The 20,818-nt window shown below is 33.4% G+C and carries 12 protein-coding genes, 2 pseudogenes and 2 riboswitches; of the genes and pseudogenes, 5 read left to right on the top strand and 9 right to left on the bottom strand.

Translation table 11 applies throughout. The features are described from left to right. Positions 1-246 precede the first annotated feature (246 nt). Complete coding sequence (locus ABH961_RS25570) at positions 247-1,869, top strand: PucR family transcriptional regulator (protein WP_404520269.1); 1,623 nt, start codon at positions 247-249, stop codon at positions 1,867-1,869. 729 nt (positions 1,870-2,598) lie between these two features. On the opposite strand, the gene ABH961_RS25565 is transcribed toward ABH961_RS25570, so the two are convergent. From ABH961_RS25565 to mgtE, 6 genes and pseudogenes are all read right to left on the bottom strand, one after another. Next, positions 2,599-2,877 carry a hypothetical protein gene (locus tag ABH961_RS25565; RefSeq protein ID WP_404520267.1) on the bottom strand — a complete coding sequence of 93 codons (279 nt, stop codon included), beginning with the start codon at positions 2,875-2,877 and terminating at the stop codon, positions 2,599-2,601. A gap of 357 nt (positions 2,878-3,234) precedes the next feature. Further along, positions 3,235-4,353: pseudogene (tnpB, locus tag ABH961_RS25560) on the bottom strand (IS200/IS605 family element RNA-guided endonuclease TnpB). Positions 4,354-5,271: 918 nt separating this feature from the next. Further along, entirely contained in the window at positions 5,272-6,249 is a 978-nt protein-coding gene (gene mmuM, locus ABH961_RS25555) for a homocysteine S-methyltransferase (protein ID WP_000066233.1), read from the bottom strand. Further along, positions 6,224-7,633, bottom strand: coding sequence for an S-methylmethionine permease (gene mmuP / locus ABH961_RS25550; protein WP_404520265.1), 1,410 nt, complete (start codon positions 7,631-7,633; stop codon positions 6,224-6,226). Before mmuP ends, mmuM begins: the two co-directional genes overlap by 26 nt. Positions 7,634-7,716: 83 nt before the next feature. Beyond that, a riboswitch (SAM riboswitch) is annotated at positions 7,717-7,824 on the bottom strand. A 401-nt stretch (positions 7,825-8,225) separates the two neighbouring features. After that, a complete protein-coding gene (gene mgtA / locus ABH961_RS25545) occupies positions 8,226-10,916 on the bottom strand; it encodes a magnesium-translocating P-type ATPase (RefSeq protein ID WP_404520264.1) in 2,691 nt (896 codons plus the stop codon). Positions 10,917-11,315: 399 nt separating this feature from the next. Continuing rightward, a complete protein-coding gene (mgtE, locus tag ABH961_RS25540) occupies positions 11,316-12,644 on the bottom strand; it encodes a magnesium transporter (protein ID WP_000710590.1) in 1,329 nt (442 codons plus the stop codon). Between the two features lie 210 nt (positions 12,645-12,854). Continuing rightward, positions 12,855-13,031: riboswitch (M-box (ykoK) riboswitch) on the bottom strand. 555 nt (positions 13,032-13,586) lie between these two features. Between mgtE and ABH961_RS25535 the strand changes: the two genes are divergently transcribed. After that, on the top strand, positions 13,587-13,991 hold the full coding sequence (locus ABH961_RS25535) for a hypothetical protein (RefSeq protein WP_404520261.1): 405 nt from the start codon (positions 13,587-13,589) through the stop codon (positions 13,989-13,991). A 74-nt stretch (positions 13,992-14,065) separates the two neighbouring features. On the opposite strand, the gene manA is transcribed toward ABH961_RS25535, so the two are convergent. The 3 genes from manA to ABH961_RS25520 all read right to left on the bottom strand — a co-directional run bounded on the left by manA (position 14,066) and on the right by ABH961_RS25520 (position 16,470). Then, positions 14,066-14,968, bottom strand: coding sequence for a mannose-6-phosphate isomerase, class I (gene manA, locus ABH961_RS25530; RefSeq protein ID WP_404520347.1), 903 nt, complete (start codon positions 14,966-14,968; stop codon positions 14,066-14,068). After that, positions 14,947-15,834, bottom strand: a complete 888-nt coding sequence (locus ABH961_RS25525) for a serine hydrolase domain-containing protein (RefSeq protein WP_404520260.1) — start codon at positions 15,832-15,834, stop codon at positions 14,947-14,949. The genes manA and ABH961_RS25525 overlap by 22 nt, the downstream gene beginning before the upstream one ends. Before the next feature lie 81 nt (positions 15,835-15,915). Beyond that, positions 15,916-16,470: a TetR/AcrR family transcriptional regulator gene (locus ABH961_RS25520; protein ID WP_353830721.1), complete on the bottom strand. Its 555-nt coding sequence runs from the start codon at positions 16,468-16,470 to the stop codon at positions 15,916-15,918. A gap of 721 nt (positions 16,471-17,191) precedes the next feature. Between ABH961_RS25520 and nheA the strand changes: the two genes are divergently transcribed. From nheA to nheC, 3 genes and pseudogenes are all read left to right on the top strand, one after another. Next, positions 17,192-18,352, top strand: a complete 1,161-nt coding sequence (gene nheA, locus ABH961_RS25515; RefSeq protein WP_404520258.1) for a non-hemolytic enterotoxin subunit A — start codon at positions 17,192-17,194, stop codon at positions 18,350-18,352. Between the two features lie 54 nt (positions 18,353-18,406). Further along, positions 18,407-19,609: a non-hemolytic enterotoxin subunit B gene (gene nheB, locus ABH961_RS25510; protein WP_404520257.1), complete on the top strand. Its 1,203-nt coding sequence runs from the start codon at positions 18,407-18,409 to the stop codon at positions 19,607-19,609. 105 nt (positions 19,610-19,714) lie between these two features. After that, positions 19,715-20,791: pseudogene (nheC, locus tag ABH961_RS25505) on the top strand (non-hemolytic enterotoxin subunit C); the annotation flags it as partial. Positions 20,792-20,818 lie beyond the last annotated feature (27 nt).

The raw sequence follows: 20,818 nt of genomic DNA, 5'->3' as shown, positions 1-20,818 counted from the left end.
CAAATATACGCTGTTTTTTTAGTTATTATAACCATAGTTAGAATTAACACCCTTTACTCTCAGGTTTCCTGTTTTATAATGGCAGTTATTTAGCAAAATATTATTAATCAATTTATCCAGTTATTATTTTCCATAATGTAGTATTTACATTTAAACTTTGTAATACATACTAAGAGTTAGTATAATCTACTTATTTAGTAATTTGGCTCTTAATATCCTACATAAGTCACCCTTGGAGGAAATCGAATGAAACTATATGATATTATGAAAATCCCTATCTTCGATCAAGCTAAACTTATCGCTGGTCATAAGGGTGTAGAACAAGAAGTTTATACCGTTAATATGATGGATGCACCTGATATTATTCATTTCTTAAAAAGAAACGAGTTATTAGTTACAAGTGCATATCATTTTAAAGACGATATGTATGCATTACGAGAACTTATCATACAAATGAAGAAACAAGGTTGTACAGCTTTAGGTATAAAAACTAAACGGTTTTTACAAGAAATACCTGAAGATATTATTTCATTAGCAGATGAAATTTATTTTCCAATTATTGAGCTCCCATTTGACATAGGACTAGGAGATCTTGTAAATCAAACCTTAAGTTATATTCTGGATATGCGAACTAATGAATTACATCAAGCAATGCAAATACATCAACAATTTTCAAATCATATTATAAGTGGAAAAGGCATAAATATGATTTTGGAAAATTTATCATCACTAATTCAGTTACCAGTTGTACTACTTGACTATCACTTGCGCCCTATTTCCGAACACAATAACACTAAAGTATCTATTCAAAGTTTAAAGAAGTTTTTTATAAACGGGCGTAAACTACCGTTATCAACAATAGAAATTGTTACTTTTTCTCTTCTTACCAAAACTCGTGATACAGTTTCAATTTTTCCCATTTATACACAGAATAATCAATACAGCTATTTAGTTATAGATGGCTTTATTTCACCTTTAAATCGTTCAATGGTATTGGCTGTGGAACAAGCTGCAAACGTCCTTGCTTTTGAATTAATAAAAGAACATTCTTTAAGACAATATTCAAGACGCATTCAGGATGAATTTTTTACCAATGTTATTAATAGTGTTTTCTCTACCCAAGATGAAATTGTTAATCTAGGAAAAGAATTTAATTTATCATTTGATCAAAAATATATTTGTATTATAGGAAAAATAGATATAAAAGAATTCACTATGTCATTTATGGAATATCAAGAAGAAAAGGATCTTATATATGACTTGATAGAGGAAGAACTAAATTCTTATACTGCAAATGTTCATTTATTCATAAAAGATGATATGTATGTTTTGTTGGTGAATTGTGATGTCATTTGGAGACAAACTGAAAAAGAACGAATGATATCTTTATTAAAAAACATACAGGTGAAAATCTATACATATTTTCAAAAAAGCATATCTTTTGGAATTGCTAATTCTAGCGAACAATTGTTACATATATCTCATTCTTTTAAAGAAGCAACAGATGCATTTTACTACGGTGAAATGTCAGGGAGTAAAGAATTTATTGAGATCTATCAAGCAAAAGAAATCTCAGCGATTTTGCGTATGATTCCACAAGAACAATTAAAAAAGTTCTATGAGAGCACACTACATTCACTTGCAAATGAAAATGAAAAAGATCATGCTGTACTATTGCACACGTTATCTGTTTATTTAGAAACTCATTGTGCAATATCCGAAACTGCTAAACGTTTATTTTTACACCGTAATACCGTTATTTATCGTTTAGAGAAATGTGAAGAAATACTAGGACGAAACATAAAAGATCCAAACGAAACTTTACAATTAAGAATTGCATTTAGAATAAAACCATTAATCCATGTTTAAGATTCACATAAATTAGAAGCTCATAAATAAATTTTAATTTGTTGGTGCTACTCATTATAAATACATATTATTTATGAACCGTTTGATTTTTTGTCTTTTAAAATATAAAATAACTATATTTCTTCCTTCCTCTTTGGGAGGATACACTTTGCGGCACCTCCTGTAGTTTTGATTTGCTAAAACTTATTAAGAATTTTATTGTAAATTTCGCTAAAAAGACAAAAAGAACTTGTAGGTATTACTACAAGTTCTTTTTAGGTTATAGCGATTTCGATGACATCGCTTTCTTCACCTTTAATATGTTGGGCATATTCTCCAGTAATTTCGGTTTAAATTATGCGGGTGGCCCCAGGTTGTTCTCTTTTATGGGTTATACATTATCAATAGGATACACCCTATTCGTAAGTTTTTGTCTTCTTGATAATTAAAGGTTTGTAAGCAATCAATAACACTTATCAAAAAGAAAGAAAAAGAGACCCATTGGTTCTGGTTAGTCAATCTTGATAGCATTATCTTTAAGATTTGAAAAAACAGCAAGTAGATATAATCCTCGTAATGGTTAATCTATCCCCCTTAACGTACAATTTTCTATTTTCGGTCGTGTGGTCCCTACCTAATTAGGATTACACTGTGGTTATTCATACACAATACCTGTGATTTGCTCTGTCATATTCCATAACTCCCCAGACCACTTTCTATCATAAACTGCTGGTTTAACTTTTTCCTTATTTACATAGTTATACCATATTTTTCTTCTAGCGGAATGTAATCCGCCTCTTTTAGCTCATTAAAAGGGCGTAATTGTACACTGTATATCGTATCTCCCGCTGCTTTCATTCCCGAGAAAAAATAAATTTCTCCTTCTATTTCGTAGGCAGGACGTATGATTAGTCCTTTTTGACTTTCATATTGGACATAGCCAATTTCAACGATCCCTTCATTTAACAAGGCATCTCGAGCATCTGTATAGTCATTTCGAAAATCGGTATGAATCGTTTTATAAGACATTGTATCCCTCCAGCGTTTGATGAGTTGCTTTTAGCTATGTACATCCAGGTGTCTGGCATCTATTTTGAATGACATGTACGTTTAAATTCGATGTAGGAAAACATAATTCCTAGTTTGTTCTTGTTCTTTTATGGAAAAGTAACATTTGTCATGTTGTGTTTATAGAGTCCAAAAAGAGTAGCACCCTTTTCAGGTACTACTCTATCTTTACGCAATTGTATATATGGCTTAATATCCAAGTATGCCGACAATTTGAGTTGCTTTGTTATTACGAATGGAATATTGAACTACCCCCACTTTTACTTCGTTTAGAAGTGAGGGATTCCTAAGTAAAGAGTTCTATCGAACTCTAATTGATTAGGCTATCCCCGCAGTCCTTGCGGTTAGAAGCCTTATCGCTTCATTCTTTAGATTGATGCTTGCGTTAATATCCCTATCATGGTGTGTACGACAAGAAGGACAGTCCCATTCACGTAGGTTTAGATTTTTAACGTCTTTATTTTGATATCCACAACAAGAACATAATTGGCTGGAAGCAAATGTTTTCGATACGACAATGACTTGTTTGCCATACCATTTTGCTTTATATTCCAACATGGTTCGAAACTGTGACCAAGACACCTCACTAATTGCTTTTGCTAACTTATGATTCTTTAACATATTCGATACTTGCAAATCCTCTATACCGATAACATCGTGGTTTTTGATGATTTCGGTTGAGATTTTGTCCAAGTAATCTTTTCTAGCATTTGATATGTATTCATGAATTCTAGCTACCTTTACTCGTTGTTTATTCCAGCGAGAAGATCCTTTCATTCTTCTAGAAAGAACACGCTGTGCTTTCGCCAGCTTATCTTCTAATGATCGGAAAAACTTTGGATTTTTATAGGGTGTTCCATCTGACAAAATAGCGAAATCTTTTAGTCCTACATCTATTCCAATGTAAGACTGTGTTTTCGGAAGTTCTTGTACTTCTGTTTCAACTAATAGTGACACAAAATATCTTCCAGAAGGGTTGCGTCTAACAGTCGCATTTACAATATGTCCCTCTACTTCGCGACTTTTGGCAAATCGAACAAGGCCTAGTTTCGGCAACTTTATTTTGTTCCCTACAACGGCAATGTTTTCATTTGTTTGTTTTGTGGTATAAGATTGTACGTTGTCCTTCTTAGATTTAAAGCGCGGTGCGCTGTTTTATTTTTTGAAAAAGCGCGTATAAGCATCCGCAAGGTTGCGAACAGACGACTGAATCGCAATACTATCCACTTCTTTTAGCCAAACAAGCTCTTTCTTCATGGCAGGTATTTTAGCAGAGCATATACCATAGGTCAAGCCTTTTCCTGTCTCTTTGTATGCGTGATTCTATAAGGATAGGAAATGATTGAATACAAAGCGAGAACACCCAATCGTTTTGTTGATTAGAATTGCTTGTGCTTGATTTGGATAGATACGAAACTTATAGGCTTTATTAATCATTATTTGATTCACCTCCATTTCGGTATATGACTATTATAAACCAAACGTACATTCGATAGGTAGTGGAGTAATACTTTATATATGTCGAACAATTAAGATGGCTTCCTTCCATCCCGCCAATTCATCTCCCACCTACTCACTGGACTGTGACCCTTCACGCTCCTTGAGGAAGGAGTCTTCTTGGCTAAAATGATAAAAATATAAAGTTCTCATATTTACTAAAGGTAAATAATCCTTCTATTTTATTTTTCTACAATACAATTACGTTCTTACAGTGGGGCACCAGACATCTATCAACTTAAGAATGGAAACAAAGTGTACTTTCATTTTGTGGGGTAAAGCATTCCTAAAACAGAAGCATACTCTTAATAATACGCATACCAAATAAACCCTATCGTTTTATTAAAAGTCCAGGAAATAGTAATGAAATCCTATATTTATACGATTGAATATAATGTCACACATTTTATAAGGTAAAAAGGAAAGGATAGATGAACAGGAGAGTATGCCTGTTTACATCTACCCTTTTTTACAACAATATGACCATATTAACTACTACAACAAGGATTTTTACCACAACAACTTTTCATATAATTATTGAACTATTTTTTAAATAACTAAATTAACCTCTTCGTTAACTTTAATTACGAATAAATGGTCCCATTCACCTTCAATTGGATCAACTACATCTTCATTAAAAGACTCAGCATGTTATCTACCATATCTATTAAACTAGCGGTTTTTATTTTCCCTGATTCCTTTCCATACCTAAGGTACCCAAAAGTCCAATGGATTCCCGAGGCTACCATCCACATTTGTGTCTCTGAAAAGACATTTTGTGCCACTAGACGTAACTGTAGATTCCTGAACAAGCTAAATCATGAAAATACACACAAAGATAGATTATCATCCATTACATTACTGTTTTGCTTCGTTCGAATAGAAAAACTCGGAAGAACGCCACTTGTTCGATATCTCCTCAATGTGATACGGTGTCGTTCTGCAGCATCCACCTATTAAACGTGCACCTGCTTGGTACCATTCTTCAGATTGAATATTCAACGTGTTACATTGTTCATGACCATGCCATGTTTTTGTTTCTGGATTATAAGTTTCACCAGAGTTTGGATAAACAATAATCGATTTTTTGGTGTTTGCCCTCAACGCTTGGATTGCACCAGTCACAACGGTTACTGGCGCACAATTGATGCCTATCGCTACAATTTGTTCACTTTTCTCAAAAGCTCGTGCACACTCCACGAGTTTCTTACCTTCACTAATCTCTTTCTCATTTTTTAGCGAAAAGGAAAGCCACGCATATGTTTCTGGAAACTCACGCAATAATGTGTCTAATACTCTTGCTTCTTGCAGGGAAGGGATCGTTTCAAATGCCAATAGATCTGCACCTGCTTCGATTAACGCAGACATTCTCGAACGGTGAAAGTCTGCTAATGTATCATCTGTCACACCATAGTTGCCTACATACTCTGAACCATCTGCAAGGTAAGCGCCGTACGGCCCAACTGATGCAACAACCAATGGTTTAGGCCTATTCGTTTGCGTATTTTCTTTCCAAAAATCATCTCTTGCCCTTCTTGCAAGTAACACCGTTTTCTTAATTAATTCCAAAGCTTCCTGTTCTTGTATTCCACGCGCGGAAAAACCACTAATAGTAGCTTGATAGCTTGCTGTTATGGCACAGTCCGCTCCAGCACGAAAATAGTCTGAATGAACCTGATAAATTAGTTCCGGATTTTCTAGTAACACACGTGCGGACCAAAGAGGATCGTCCAAATTACATCCATGCGCCTCCAATTCTGTAGCTAATGCTCCGTCAAGAAGCATAATGGAATGTTGGGATAAAATATCATCAATTGGGTTGATTTTGTTCGACATAATCTACGCCCCTCTTTTTTAGATTTTTTGTTAGATAATAACTTCCATAGCAAAACAAAATAAACGGTATGCCGCAATATAAGGCAATTCTCTGTGTTGGATCGAATGCAATTCCAATACACGATGCCAGACAAAGGATAAAAGAAGCAATTGGTACTAATGGATATAGTGGTGTCCGATAAATCAAGTCCTTTTCAGAATTTCCTTCTTTCAAAAATTGTCTGCGAAATAGGAACTGGGAAACACTAATACTCATCCAAACTACTACTACTGCTAGACCCGAAATGGAAACAAGTACGATATAGACAGTATCTGGTGCCACAATACTTGAGAGCAAAGCCAAAGCTCCACCCACCATGCTGAAAATGACGGCGTTGATTGGAACACCTTGCTTCGTCATTTTTCCAAAAATCGGTGATATGGTATTCTTATTCGCAAGCGACCAAAGCATTCTAGAAGAGGCATAAAGGCCTGAGTTTGCCGCAGATAAAATGGCTATTAAGATAACGAAATTCATTATGTCAGCTGAATATGGCACCCCAATTCGTTCTAGAACTGCAACAAAAGGGCTCTCTAATACCCCCGCATCGGAAATAGGCAATAACGCAGATAAAACAACAATCGTTCCTACAAAAAAGATGATCAATCTCCACAGAGTAGTTCGAATGGCCTTCGGTATCATTTTTTCCGGGTTCGCTGTTTCTCCAGCTGCAATGCCTATTAATTCTGTTCCAGAAAAAGCAAAATTAACCGCAAGCATGGTCATTATAATGGCCGTAGCACCATGGGGAAATAAACCTCCACTTGTAAAATTAGAAAAGAATGGTGCTGCTTTTGAATGAGTCATCGGAAGAAACCCTAGCATTGCTGCTACTCCTAAAACAATAAAAATCACAATAGCTATAACCTTTATCAATGAAAACCAAAATTCGGATTCGGCGAAAAATTTAACAGTCAGGACATTTAATACAAAGATCAAAATGGCGAAAAGAGCACTCCATACCCAAACATTAACCGATGGAAACCATCGCTTCATAAGTAATCCTGCGGCTGTAAATTCAGAACCTAAAGCAACAGTCCAAGTTAACCAATACAACCAGGCTACTGTATAACCTGTACCCGGTCCAATGTATTTAACTGCATAACTATGAAATGCGCCCGTTTCAGGCATATGTACGGAAAGCTCTCCTAAACATAGCATAACTAGATAAACCACTAGCGCACCAACCAGATAGGATAGAATTGTTCCAAATGGGCCAGCTTGTTGAATAGTGTAACCCGAACTTAAGAATAAGCCAGTTCCAATCACCCCACCAAGTGATAGCATGACTAAATGACGTGCTTGCATTTTCCTTTGAAATTCTTGCCCATTTTTGTTCTCCATTTTTACTCTCCTTTAGTTACTATCCAGAAAAAACAAAAACGCACTCTAAAAAAGAGGGCGCTACTGACAAATAAAAACGGAAGCTCTCATCTATCAGGATTATCACCCGCTGGAATTAGCACAGTGTCTACTTAAGCAGACCTGTTGCTGAGGTTTCATAAGGCCAGTCCCTCCACCTCTCTGGATAAGAAATATTTTTTTATAACCTTATCAATCCATTCAATAACTGTCAAGATAATTCTGTTTTTTTAAAAAATTATCTATTATAGAAATACAAAAAATAGAGTATTACTATAACTGCAACCCACTCCTTTTTGGGTATTATTTAAAAATCGAACATACAAAACCTCATCTATTTATGATACGGTTCACAAGCACTTCCTCAAAATTTGATGCATTTCTAAATATCTTCTTACTTCTTTGACTACGGGGGTCACCATACATATCCAGCAACTTAGGGATGTGTGAAGAGATCCCATGGCCATCAACTTAAGGATGTGTATGGTGACCCCTATTAGAATTAACCTTTAACTCTTTTTCCATAAAAGATGTAGTATTTAGTAGCACTTGTTTTTGATTGACTTTTTTAGTTTCATAGCCACCGATTAAACTTCCTAATGTATATTCTCTTTATAAATTGAGTAACTAGAGCATATATTGTTAAAATTCCCAATAACCACAGAAAATAATAAAATGGAAGTGGAGTTAAACCAATTTGAGTACTTAAACTGGTAAATGGAAGGGAAATCCCTATAAACATAACTAAGCCTGTAAGTATCAAAACTGGCCTAGCAGCCGTACTTTGTAGGAAAGGGATATGTTGAGTACGAATCATATGCACAATTAATAATTGTGTTAATAACCCTACTACGAACCAACCCGTTTGAAATAAGGATTGCATCTCAGGAATATTTGCACCAAATACATTCCACATTACGATAAAAATGATTATATCAAAAACACTACTTACCGGCCCAATAAAAATAATAAAACGAAATAAATCTTTTGTATCCCAACTTCTTGGTTTTACTAAAAATTCATTGTCTACTTTATCCCACGGAATTGAAAGTTGGGATAGATTATATAGTAAGTTTTGACATAATATTTGAATTGGTAGCATTGGAAGAAAAGGAAGAAATGCACTAGCAATTAATAAACTTAATACATTTCCAAAATTTGAACTTGCTGTCATCTTAATATACTTCAGTATATTTCCAAACGTTGTCCGTCCTTCCACTATAGCATCTTCTAAAACATGTAAGTCTTTTTCTATAAGTATAATATCTGAACTCTCTTTAACAATATCATCTGCTGAATGGATAGATACACCAACGTCAGACTGTTTTAAGGCAAACACATCGTTAATTCCATCCCCCATAAACCCGACTGTATGACCATTTATTTGAAGTGCCTTTATAATACGGAATTTTTGACTAGGATTTAATTTTGCGAACACACTTGTTTTACTTGCAAGTTTTCCTAATACCTTATCAGGAAGACTATCAATTTCATAACCCAGTACTGGTTCTCCTATATACAACCCCATTTTCCTACATACATTTCTTGTGACGGACTCGTTATCACCTGTTAAAATTTTTACTTGTACTCCTTTCTTTTGTAGAGTATGAAGTGCAGCGATGGCCGATTGTTTGGGTGGATTTAAAAAACCTACATATCCAACGAGTATCATATCTGATTCATCATTTATAGAATAACTTCCCACTTTATCACTATTTAATTGCTTATATGCAACTGCAACAACTCGCATCCCCTGCTCTTGCCAGAGTTCAATTAGGTGTTTATTTCTACGCTGGATTTCATCTGTAATAGGAATTATCTTATTATTTTCTTTTATAAAACTACAAATTGATACAACTTCTCTAACTGCACCTTTACAAAGCATTATTCGTTCGTTAGCATTTTTTTCTATAACAACTGAAACTCTTCTTCTATCAAAATCAAATAGACATTCATCTATTTTGGAGTATTGAGACAGATCATATTTACTACTATCTTTTACATAACGTATAACTGATAAATCAATTTCATTTTTATAATTTGTATGGAAGTAACTATTTATATACGCTAATCTTAAAACCTCATCCGAATTCTCTCCATTTGTATCTGTATGGCGTACCAGGTCCATCTTATTTTCTGTCAACGTGCCTGTTTTGTCGGTACATAGAATATCCATAGCTCCAAGATTATGAATAGAAGATAGTTGTTTTACAAGTACCCTTTTTTTACTCATATTAATAGAGCCTTTAGCTAAATTAGCTGTTACAATCATTGGAAGCATTTCTGGAGTGAGTCCAATTGCAATAGCAATTGCAAATAAAAAAGCCTCATACCAATTCCCATTAATACCCCCATGGATTATCATGACAATAGGAGTCATGATGATCATAAATTTAATTAATAGCCAACTAACTTTGCTTACCCCTCTATCGAATTTAGAATCAAATTTCTTGTTCAGCTTAACCTGATTCTTTGCTATTGAACCAAAGTAAGTATCTGTTCCAGTACCTACAACTATTACTCTTGCTGTACCACTTATAATATGAGTTCCCATAAAACAGAGATTTTCTAATTCAATTAGATTTTGGATTTTTCTAATTTTACGTTTTTTATACATATGGAAATACTGATTTGATTTTTCAACGGGCAATGCTTCTCCTGTTAGAGATGATTGATTTACAAGTAAATTTTCTGATGAGATAATCCGTACATCTGCAGGCACAATATTTCCAGCAGATAATTCTATAATATCCCCTGGTACAAGATTCTCAAGACCAATTTGTACCTTTCCACTTTCCTCCAATAAAGTTCTCTTATTTTCTTTATAAGGAATATTTCCTTTCCTGAGAACAGTTACCTTTTCATATACAAGATTTTTTAATCTTTCTATAGACTTCTGAGAACGAATTTCTTGTATGAACCGAATTAACACGCTTAACGTCACCATGATTCCCACAATAATAGTACCTTTTATATCATTGGTAAAAAAAGATAACATCCCTAATATAATTAGAAGAGAAATAAACGGACTTCTAAAAGAATTAAATAATGTTATATACCATTTTATTCTTTTTTGAGAAACTACTTTATTTTCTCCATACACTTCAAGCCTCATAGTAGCTTCCTCGTGAGACAGCCCTTGAGACGTTGTTTTAAAAAAATCTAACGTTGATTCAACATCACTTTTTGCAATTTCAATTAGCATATTATAATTTTTGCTCAATACTTCCTGTTTATAAAAATATTTTTTATTAGATCTCAACAAATTTACCTCCTATCCAAATAAATAGAATCCCCCTGTTTTTAAAAAATAATTTTAAAACTACACTTTATAATAACTCTGAATTTTCAATCATTTCTAGAAGTTCAATAGCACTTAAATAGTATTATTCTCACCATAAATAGTAATTTTTATTTATAAGTTCCCTCTTATTAGCAACAAAAAACTACTATAGCCATAATTTTTAACTGCAACAATTGCGCTAGCACTATACATCATCAAAATTCCAAATACAATTGTAATGATAAGCGAAAACACCAACGGATATTCCAGTAACTTGAATACTTTTTTCACTTCTATTCTCTCTTTCTCTATACTTCCAACGAGTTTGTCTACAAACTTTGCGGGAACGAACTTAGGTATAAAAAACTTAATATAAATTTCTTATAACCCTAGTAACATTTTTGCAATGGTAAAGTACAGAATTAACCCCGTTCCATCGACTAATGTCGTAATGAACGGACCTGAGATAACAGCTGGATCCAGCTTTAACTTATTTAAAATCAAAGGTAATACAGATGAAACAATGGACGACCAAATAACAATGAACAATCCAGTAATAGCTACAACTTGCGCGACTTCTGTACCTACGCCTAAAGTGTACGCACGAATTAATGCTGCCACGGCTAATGTAAGCCCTAGTAAAAGGCCTACTAATGCTTCTTTTTTCATAACACGAAATATATCTTTAAATTTCACCTCATTTAGAGCTACAGCTCGAACCAATGTAGTTACGACCTGTGTACCTGTATTTCCACCAGTTCCAATTAGCAACGGAATAAAGAAAGCCAGTGCAACTACATGAGTCAATGTTTCTTCATAATGTCGAAGTACAGAACCAGTATATGCTTCTGCTACAAACAGAAGTAATAACCATCCTATACGTTTACGGTATATTTGCCAAATAGAGGTTTCGAAATATGGCTTATCTAATGGGGTGCTCCCTCCTAATTTTTGAATATCTTCAGTTGCTTCTTCTTCGAAAACATCCATTGCATCATCGAAGGTTATAATACCTATCATCCGATTATCCATCGTTGTTACAGGTATAGCGGATAAATCATAATCCATTAGTTTTTGTACGGCTTCCTGTTGGTCTAGGTTCACTGAAACTGAAATAACATCTGATGCCATTATCGATGATAAAGTCTTATCATCTGAAGCTAGCAATAATTCACGAATAGAAACAATTCCATTAAGCTGACCACGTGTATCCAGAACATAAATATACGAAATTGATTCAACCCCTGCCCCAATTTTTCTAATATGCGACAGCGTATCTTTTACTTTCCAATTTTCCCTGGCAGCAATATAGTCAATTGTCATCAAACTGCCTGCTGTTCCAGATTGAAAAACCAGCAGACTTCTAATTCTTTGTTGAGATTCTTCAGACAAAAGTTGTATAAGTTTTTCAGCCTGAAGTGGATGAATTGAAAGAATTACATCAACAAGGTCATCAATAGATTGCCTAGCTAATAGCTCTTCTCCTTTATCCACAGGCAAATTGGTACAAATATTATATTGCTCTTCTGGTGTAAGGTAACTGAGAATTTTCGCACCTTTTTCAGTAGGAAAACATTTTATTAAAGATATCTGATCTTTATGTTGAAAACCTTTCATTTCCATTGCAATATCATAGGATTGGTTTTTTATAAGCTCATGTACTAAGTGTATGTCTTTTGTCGTTAATAATTGTTTTAAACATTTTTTCATCGTAAATCCTCCTTAAGGACAATGGTACTTGTTATCATTTCCCACTTCAGGGAAAACATATTTCTTAATAAATATGGGATCAATATCATCAATCATTAGTTTTCCCCCCTTTTATAAGAGACTTATTACAAATAAAATTTTGTATATAAAAAACCTCCCCTAGTGATTCAACTAAAGGAGGTAGATTTAAAAAAGACATAGCTAAATAAAGCTCATTCCCCCTAGTTGAGTTTTGGCACTATACAACGTAAAGGATGAATCATTCATCACTTAGCTATCTTAAGAAGAGCCTTAATCCGACAATTCCTGTTCTACCCATTGGCATCTTTCGATATTTTTGGGCAATAGCCTGTGTTTGTATAGGAGCCTCACCTAACAGGTTATTAATATTTTAAATTTTTTGTTCGTTTCGTGTTAAAGCATATCCACAATTTTTGAACTTGTCAAGTATTGATAAAACCTATTACTTCACTTTTTGATATCATAACATTCCAAAATCACAGATATAAAAATCTGTATAACACTTTATATTTATACACCGAATTTTATGATTTATGCAATAATTTTTATAAACTATTATGTTAATTTTTTTATTATACACGTGTCCTGACGCTTTATTATTGAAGATTATTGTGGTGGAAAATTTTAAAAAGCATAAAAAGCCCGGTATATAACAAAATTTCAACTTGATTTCCTCTTACAGTTCGATATAACCTGTATCTTGAAAGGAGATCCTGAAAATTTAGAGGAAAGGATTAAAATTGTTGGAAAGCTTCTTCATGCTTTCTCATGATTAAATTGCTATTTCTAGAAGGGTAGCTCCTTAATCGCTCATTTTAATCATGGTGGTTTGCATTTTACAATGAGTTATCTTTAAATGAACCAAATCTGCATATAGGTGGAATATGATTTAACTTATACCGAGAGAAAAAACTAAAATTAATGATGCATACTATTACTTTATTATCCTTCACCATTCTCATTTTATATGGCATTACAATTCTTTATGTATCGTTTATTTTTTATTTCATATTTAAAGGAAAAGAACTTCGTATAATTGCTATTGAAACAGCTTTTTATCAGCTATTTACTTGGATTATTGTATTGATTTACAACACTTTTGTTATTAGAATTTTAATATTTTCGGTGTTCCATTTCGATATGAATGCGAGTAATATGTTACTCCTAGTGTGGAAAGCTCCATTATATATAATCCTAATTATTTTATTAGTTTTCGGACCTCTTAAAGGAATTTTATATGTATTACAAACAAAAAAATTTCATTATCGGCTATTTCTAACAGGAATAACAAGTAAAAAATCAATATACTTCACACAAATTAATTAGCCCCTTTTAATCAAGTTCTAATTAATTTGTGTTTAAATAAAAAACCTATAATATCTATATAAAGATAAATAGTTTTATATACTTGAAGCAATACATATAGTGTTACCTACCAAATCATATTCTCCAAAATAATTCGGTATTATAAAGTGGTCTCCTTTTTTAAAGAAATAATGCTTATCTTCCTTAATTAGCTCACCTTTCCCCTTTATTACACTAACAAGAAGGAAAGCTTTTTGCTGTTCCAAACTAGCTGATCCATCTAACTCCCATTTTTCCACTGAAAAATACGGACATTTAATAAAGTTAGTTATACTCAAATCACCTACTTTTTCATGTTTAACCGTTAACTGATTCGATATAAATGGAGCTTCTATTACATCAATGCTCCTTTCAAGATGCAGATCACGTAAATTCCCATCAGAATCTCTTCTATCATAATCATACAATCTATAGGTTGTATCAGAGTTTTGTTGTGTTTCTAATACTAAAATCCCTTTTCCAATTGCATGGACAGTTCCACTCGGCACATAGAAGAAATCTCCAGGTTTCACCTTCACACGATGTAACAGTTGGTTCCACTCTTTCTGTTCAATCATAGACATTAATTCTTCTTTTGTTTTCGCATGATGTCCATATATAATTTCTGCATCTTTAATGGAATCGATTACATACCAGCATTCTGTTTTTCCTGGTTCTCCATTTTCATGTACGCTGGCATACTCATCGTTGGGATGAACTTGAACAGATAAATCTTGATTGGCATCCAAAATTTTTGTAAGAAGAGGGAAACGATCTCCCTCAACATTACCAAACAAATCTCGATGTTCTTCCCACAACTCCCTTAAAGATAACCCTCTATATTTTCCATTCTTAACAATACTTTGTCCATGTTGATGCGCTGCAAAAGCCCAACACTCTCCAGTTTGATTTGATGGAATCTCATATCCAAAAGAAGTTAAATGTGTCCCACCCCAAATTCTTTCTTTAAAAACAGGTGCAAAAAATAATGATCAGATAATAAGTCTCCACCCTCTAACAAGAATTGTATGTATTTCGTTATATCATTAGCTGTGGAAGAAATATATCCATATGGAGCCCCACTATCATCAAATAGATTCTCACTTTTTATTGGCTTTCCGAACCAAGATTGAAACCCTGGTTGATATCCTAATTCAGAGGCATTTTTAAAATTTGAGACAGTCTGATTCATACCTAGCTTGGAGTATATTTCATCATTCATAAACTCAGAAAAAGATTGATTTGTCACATTTTCAATAACCTTTCCTAAAAGCAAATAGTTGGCAGCGCTATATCGATGCACGTCACCTGGTTCATGGTTGAGCTCTACGTTATTAAGCTTTTGAACTGCATGATTAATGGCATTTTTCCCTCTTAATTTAAGTTCTGCTATTTTTAAGCCCTCGTAAGAACTAATACCACTTGTATGGGTTAGTAGATGGCGAATTGTAATTTTATTTTCAAAACCATTTCTATTATATTTAAATGATGGTATATAGGTATCAATCGCCTGATCAAGTTCGATATCCTTTTGCTCAACTAACTTCATAATGGCAAGACTGGTTAAAGGTTTACTGACAGAGCCTAATGTAAACAATGTATCTTTTGTTACGGGTGTACGATCACTCTGAATCCCCCAACTCTCTTGAAAAAATAGTTCTCCATCCCGAATAACGGCTAATGAAACACCAGGAATTTTATATTCTTCGATGGCTTTATCCATAAACTCTTTTATGAGTTCCGTTTGATTATTACTTACTGCGTTTGCGGATAAAGGGGTAACCAACATTGTAAACAACAATAAAGATAGAAGCACTTTTTTCATTTAGCTCACCTTTTTTCATATTTAGTTTTGTAAATTACCACAACTTAGTTGGATGACCAACCAATTATATGTAAAAGAAATCTATTCATTCAAATAGATTTCTAAAAGATTCATTAACAGATAATACGCTCTGTCTATATTAAAATCTTTATCCACGATTTTCTGCAGTGCTAGACCATCAAAGCAAGCTAATAAAATACTGGCCATTTCTTCAGCATCTTCAGGCCCACCAATAAGGTTCTGCAACGGTTTAGATAAACTTTCTCTTCCATTTCTTAGAATAGAAGCTACTTCTTTTTGAAGGTCCTCATTTTTTAAGCCTAAAGAATATATTTCATAACGCCAACGGTACCATTCAGGATCTTTTTCTGCCCTTGATTTTATCTCCTGTAAAGTCTCCAATGGAGATAAATATTTTTCATCTTTCCCTTCATGCTTGTTATGATATCGCTCTTGAACCTGGTTCTGAACGGAAAATAACAGTTCTTCTTTATTTTTAAAATAATAGTGAATAAGTCCAGGTGTTATGTCAGCTTCTTTTGCAATATCTTTAATTGAAGCATTTGTATAACCCTTACTTGCGAATACCTTGTAAGAAGCATCAATTATACGTTGTCTCTTATCTTCCTTACTCATATTTCACCTCTATTGTTTGGTCAATCAACCAAATTATAAAATTTACAAAATATTAAGTTAATAATTTTAAAAATAACAAAAAATAAAATTATAAAAATTTTCCTATAAACTCCTATTCCACAAAAGGACCGATTGCCGAACAAAGATAAAAAAGTACGCATTTTATTATTTGTTCCAAAACTCTAGATTTTCTGGACAGATGTCAATTAATGTACAGAAAACGCTTAAAATGTGTCCAAATTGTACAATTTTCCCAATATGGCATGGGGTACAAGCTTAGATACGTGTAAAAATCGGTCACAGGTTAAATTTTATTCCCCAACATAATTTAAGAGTATTTATTTTTACATTTTGGAAAGATAAGCACATTCAAAATCATTATAGAATTTATGACAATTAACGATGGATTTCTTAATTCATATATATCTTTTTATTATAAATATGACATTACCCCAAAAAAAATATATATTTCAAATGGCATATATATAACAAAACATAAAAAAACTAGTCACTATTATCTTATAGTGGATAATTAATCATAAAATTGAGTATTTTCCGACTTTTATATATTCTAATAGGGGGTATCTTTTTCCATCCCCCGAAAAAGGAGAATAAGAAAGAATCTAGTCAATATCTATTGCTATTTCCTTTATAAAAATAGTAATTGTAACAGACTTAATCTAGAATCTCTCTTTAAAAAATAAGAAAAGGAGGAGTTCAAGTGAAAAAAACTTTAGTTACAGGATTAATGGTTACAGCAATATTAGCAAGTCCTTCCAACTATGTAAGTGTTTACGCGGAGCAGGTGCAGTCTAAATCAGAGTCAACATATGTACAAAATGTCAAAAATACGAATACATTATCACATTCGATTAGAACGTTAGGTTCACAATCACCTTTAGCACAAGCATATGGATTAATTATTTTACAGCAACCAACCATTAAAGGGACTGGTATGAGCAGTTTAACGAATCACCAAGAATTTGTAAAAAATCATGTTCGCGAATGGTTAGATGAATATAATCCTAAGTTAGTTGATTTAAATCAAGATATGCAGCGTTTTAGTACAAGATTCAATGGTTATTATGGTACATTATATGATTTAGCGGGAACGGTAAATACAGATGCGGAAACAAAAGTGAGTTTTGTAAATGCTTTTAATAGACTACAACAGGACGTACAAACTATCCAAGATAGTATGAACCAAACCTTATTGCAGCTAAATCGTTTTAATGATTTATTGCTTCAAGATAACAAAGGGTTTTCTGAAAAAGCAAAAATAGCAATTCAATCCTTAGAGGGGTCAGATGGAACTGTTACACAGCTAAGAACTGATATTAAAAGACTTCAAGAAGAGATACTGGTAGAACTCGCAAAAATTTTAAATAGACCAAATGAAGTTCGTAACGGCGTTATAAATATTGGGAAGCAAGTCTTTACGATTGCGGGCGGAGCAGCTCAGACTCAAACTATAGATTTTATCTCTATTTCATCTCTTGGTGGTGGAATTTTAGATCTTTTCGACAGCCAAACAGCTGCTTCTGCTAGGATCATTGAGCAGAAACAAAAAGAATTACTACCACTAATTCAGCAGTTAGCAGAAACCCAAATTCAAGTGACTGAAATGACTTTTATTGAGGATCAAATGAATGGGTTTACTGAGATGATTAAGAGGCAAATTACTACTTTTGAATATTTGATGAATGATTGGAAAGCGCTAAATGATACAATGATCCAAATCCAACTCAATCTGAGTGCAGGGGCACACATGGATAGTGTTGGATTGCAAAATCAATTAATTCAGCTCAAAGAATTCAGTGATGAACTGTATTTGCAAACAAAAAAGTTTGAAAATTTCATTTCAAATGTAACAATAAATTAAGTTTAAGCAAAGAGTGAAATATGATTATACTGAAAGTTAAAGGAGAAGACAAAAATGACAAAAAAGCCTTATAAAGTAATGGCTTTATCCGCATTAATAACGGTAATGGCAGCAGGTAGTATCATGCCAACATATGCTTCTGCAGCGGAAAGCACGGCAAAATCAACTCCTATTCACGCTAAAACAGGTACAACGGGTGATTACCCGGATTATTCATTAGGACCAGAGGGTCTTAAAGAGGCAATAACAAATACAGGGTCAAATGCTTTAGTAATGGACCTTTATGCTTTAACAATCATTAAACAAGCAAATGCTGATTTCAATGGGCTCAATTCAATTGATACATCTTTACGAACGAAAATAATTAATGATCAAAATATTGCCAGAATAAATGCAGGGCAATGGTTAGATAAACTTAAACCGCAAATGATTTCAACGAATCAAAATATTATTAATTATAATACTAAATTTCAAAATTACTATGATACGTTAATAACAGCTGTAAACAATAAGGACAAGGAAACATTATCAAATGGACTTACAAGGCTAAATAATGATGTTGTAGCAAATAAGGCGGAAGTGGACGAATTATTAGGAGAACTGCGAGAATTCCGAAAGAAAATGGCAACAGATACGCAAAACTTTAAACAAGATGCAACTCAAATAACGTCTATTTTAGCAAGTCAAGATGCTGGAATTCCGCTGTTGCAAAATCAACTCACAACGTATCATGCTACAATTGCTGAATATAATAAACTGCTTATTGCCTCAGCAGTTGCAACGGCTTTAGGCCCACTTGCTATTATAGGCGGAGCAGTTCTAATTGGTACTGGTTTAGGAGCTAAACTAGGAGTGGTGTTCATTGTAGGTGGTTTAGGAGCAACAGCAGGTGGTATAGCGGGAATTGTTATAGCAAAGCAAGAGATGGATAAGGCTCAGGAAGAGATTATGAATATAACAGGACAAATAACCCAGGCCCAATTAGAAGTAGCTGGTTTAACCAATCTAAAAGAGCAAACTGAATCCTTAACAGAGACTATTGATATAGCAATTACTGCACTACAAAATCTTTCAACCAAATGGGATGTAGTTGGATCAAAATATAAATCTTTACTTAAAAATATTGCAGTTATGGACCCTAACGATCTATTTTTCATAAAAGAAGATCTCGATGTGGCTAAAGATAGTTGGAAAGAAGTTAGAGATACTGCTGCAAATCTTTATGAAACTGATATTAAATTAGTAGATATAAAATAATCAATTGATTTTATGTGATAAGGGTTCCCTGTTCAAACTTGAGCAGGGAACTTCCTCAATGCTCACTAAAAGATACGAATTCTCAAAAAGCGTAGGTGGGATAATATGAATAAGAAATTGTACAAGAAATTCTTATTATCAATGATGATTGCTGGAATGGCAACAAGTAATGTAGTACCACTTCATTCTTTCGCGTCAGAACAAAAAGTCCATACAACTATATCGCAAGAAACCATTCATAATTATTCACTTGGTCCTGAGGGCTTTCAAGATGTACTAGCACCAGCAATGTCTAATGTACTTGTTATGGATTCATATGCCAAAACAATACGTAATCAACAAGAGACAGACCTTAGTGGTATAAGTTCTCTTAATAGTTATTTACGAGCAAATATGTTGAAGCACCAGGACGATGCAAAAAAAAACGCGACCTATTGGTTAGATAATCTTAAACCACGTATTATGAATACGAATCAAAACATTGTAAATTATAATGATACATTTCAAACACACTATAGTATTTTACTAGCTGCAATAGATCAAAAAGATACTGAAAAATTGAAAACTGAGCTCGAAAAATTGTATCAAAGTATATTGACTAATAAAAGTGAAGTTAACGAGCTATTGGAACAGCTGAAAACATTCCGAAATAAAATGACAGCAGATACGCAAAACTTTAAACAAGATACAAATCAATTAACGACTATTTTAGCTAGTACAACTGCAGGTATTCCATATTTAGAACAGCGAATTAATGGGTATAATGAGTCTATTAAAAAAAGCAATGATCAAATTATTGCAGGTTCAGTACTTTGCGCGACGTTAATAACGTGTATCATTGGTGGACCGCTGATTGCAACAGCAAAAAGTAATATTGCATCTGCTGAGCGAGAAATAGAAATTTTAAAAGCACAAATTTCTGGGGCACAAGCAGAAATAGCTATTATAACTGATGCAAAAAATAAGACTACGAATATGGCGGAAACAATTGACACAGCTATTACTTCTATACAGAAAATGTCTAATAGTTGGGATACTGTAGCAGCAAAATATAATAATTTAGTAAAAAATATCACATTTATTACCCCAGAAGAATTTACTTTTATAAAAGCAGATCTTAATACAGCAAAAGATAGCTGGCAAGATCTTAAGAATTATGCTGATAAATTATATGAATCGGTGAAAATTGCGGAGAAAGAAGAGCAAGAT

It is taken from the genome of Bacillus sp. RC251, assembly GCF_044908765.1.
GTDB lineage: Bacteria > Bacillota > Bacilli > Bacillales > Bacillaceae_G > Bacillus_A > Bacillus_A wiedmannii.
Note: the sequence above shows the minus strand (reverse complement) of the source record. Positions and strands in the feature narration are given on the sequence as shown.

What these genes read in the sequence shown, in the direction of transcription:
- ABH961_RS25570 (WP_404520269.1), top strand. Translation starts at nt 247, where the DNA reads ATGAAACTATATGATATTATGAAAATCCCTATCTTCGATCAAGCTAAA.
- ABH961_RS25565 (WP_404520267.1), bottom strand. Translation starts at nt 2,877, where the DNA reads ATGTCTTATAAAACGATTCATACCGATTTTCGAAATGACTATACAGAT.
- mmuM (WP_000066233.1), bottom strand. Translation starts at nt 6,249, where the DNA reads ATGTCGAACAAAATCAACCCAATTGATGATATTTTATCCCAACATTCC.
- mmuP (WP_404520265.1), bottom strand. Translation starts at nt 7,633, where the DNA reads ATGGAGAACAAAAATGGGCAAGAATTTCAAAGGAAAATGCAAGCACGT.
- mgtE (WP_000710590.1), bottom strand. Translation starts at nt 12,644, where the DNA reads ATGAAAAAATGTTTAAAACAATTATTAACGACAAAAGACATACACTTA.
- ABH961_RS25535 (WP_404520261.1), top strand. Translation starts at nt 13,587, where the DNA reads ATGATGCATACTATTACTTTATTATCCTTCACCATTCTCATTTTATAT.
- ABH961_RS25525 (WP_404520260.1), bottom strand. Translation starts at nt 15,834, where the DNA reads ATGAAAAAAGTGCTTCTATCTTTATTGTTGTTTACAATGTTGGTTACC.
- ABH961_RS25520 (WP_353830721.1), bottom strand. Translation starts at nt 16,470, where the DNA reads ATGAGTAAGGAAGATAAGAGACAACGTATAATTGATGCTTCTTACAAG.
- nheB (WP_404520257.1), top strand. Translation starts at nt 18,407, where the DNA reads ATGACAAAAAAGCCTTATAAAGTAATGGCTTTATCCGCATTAATAACG.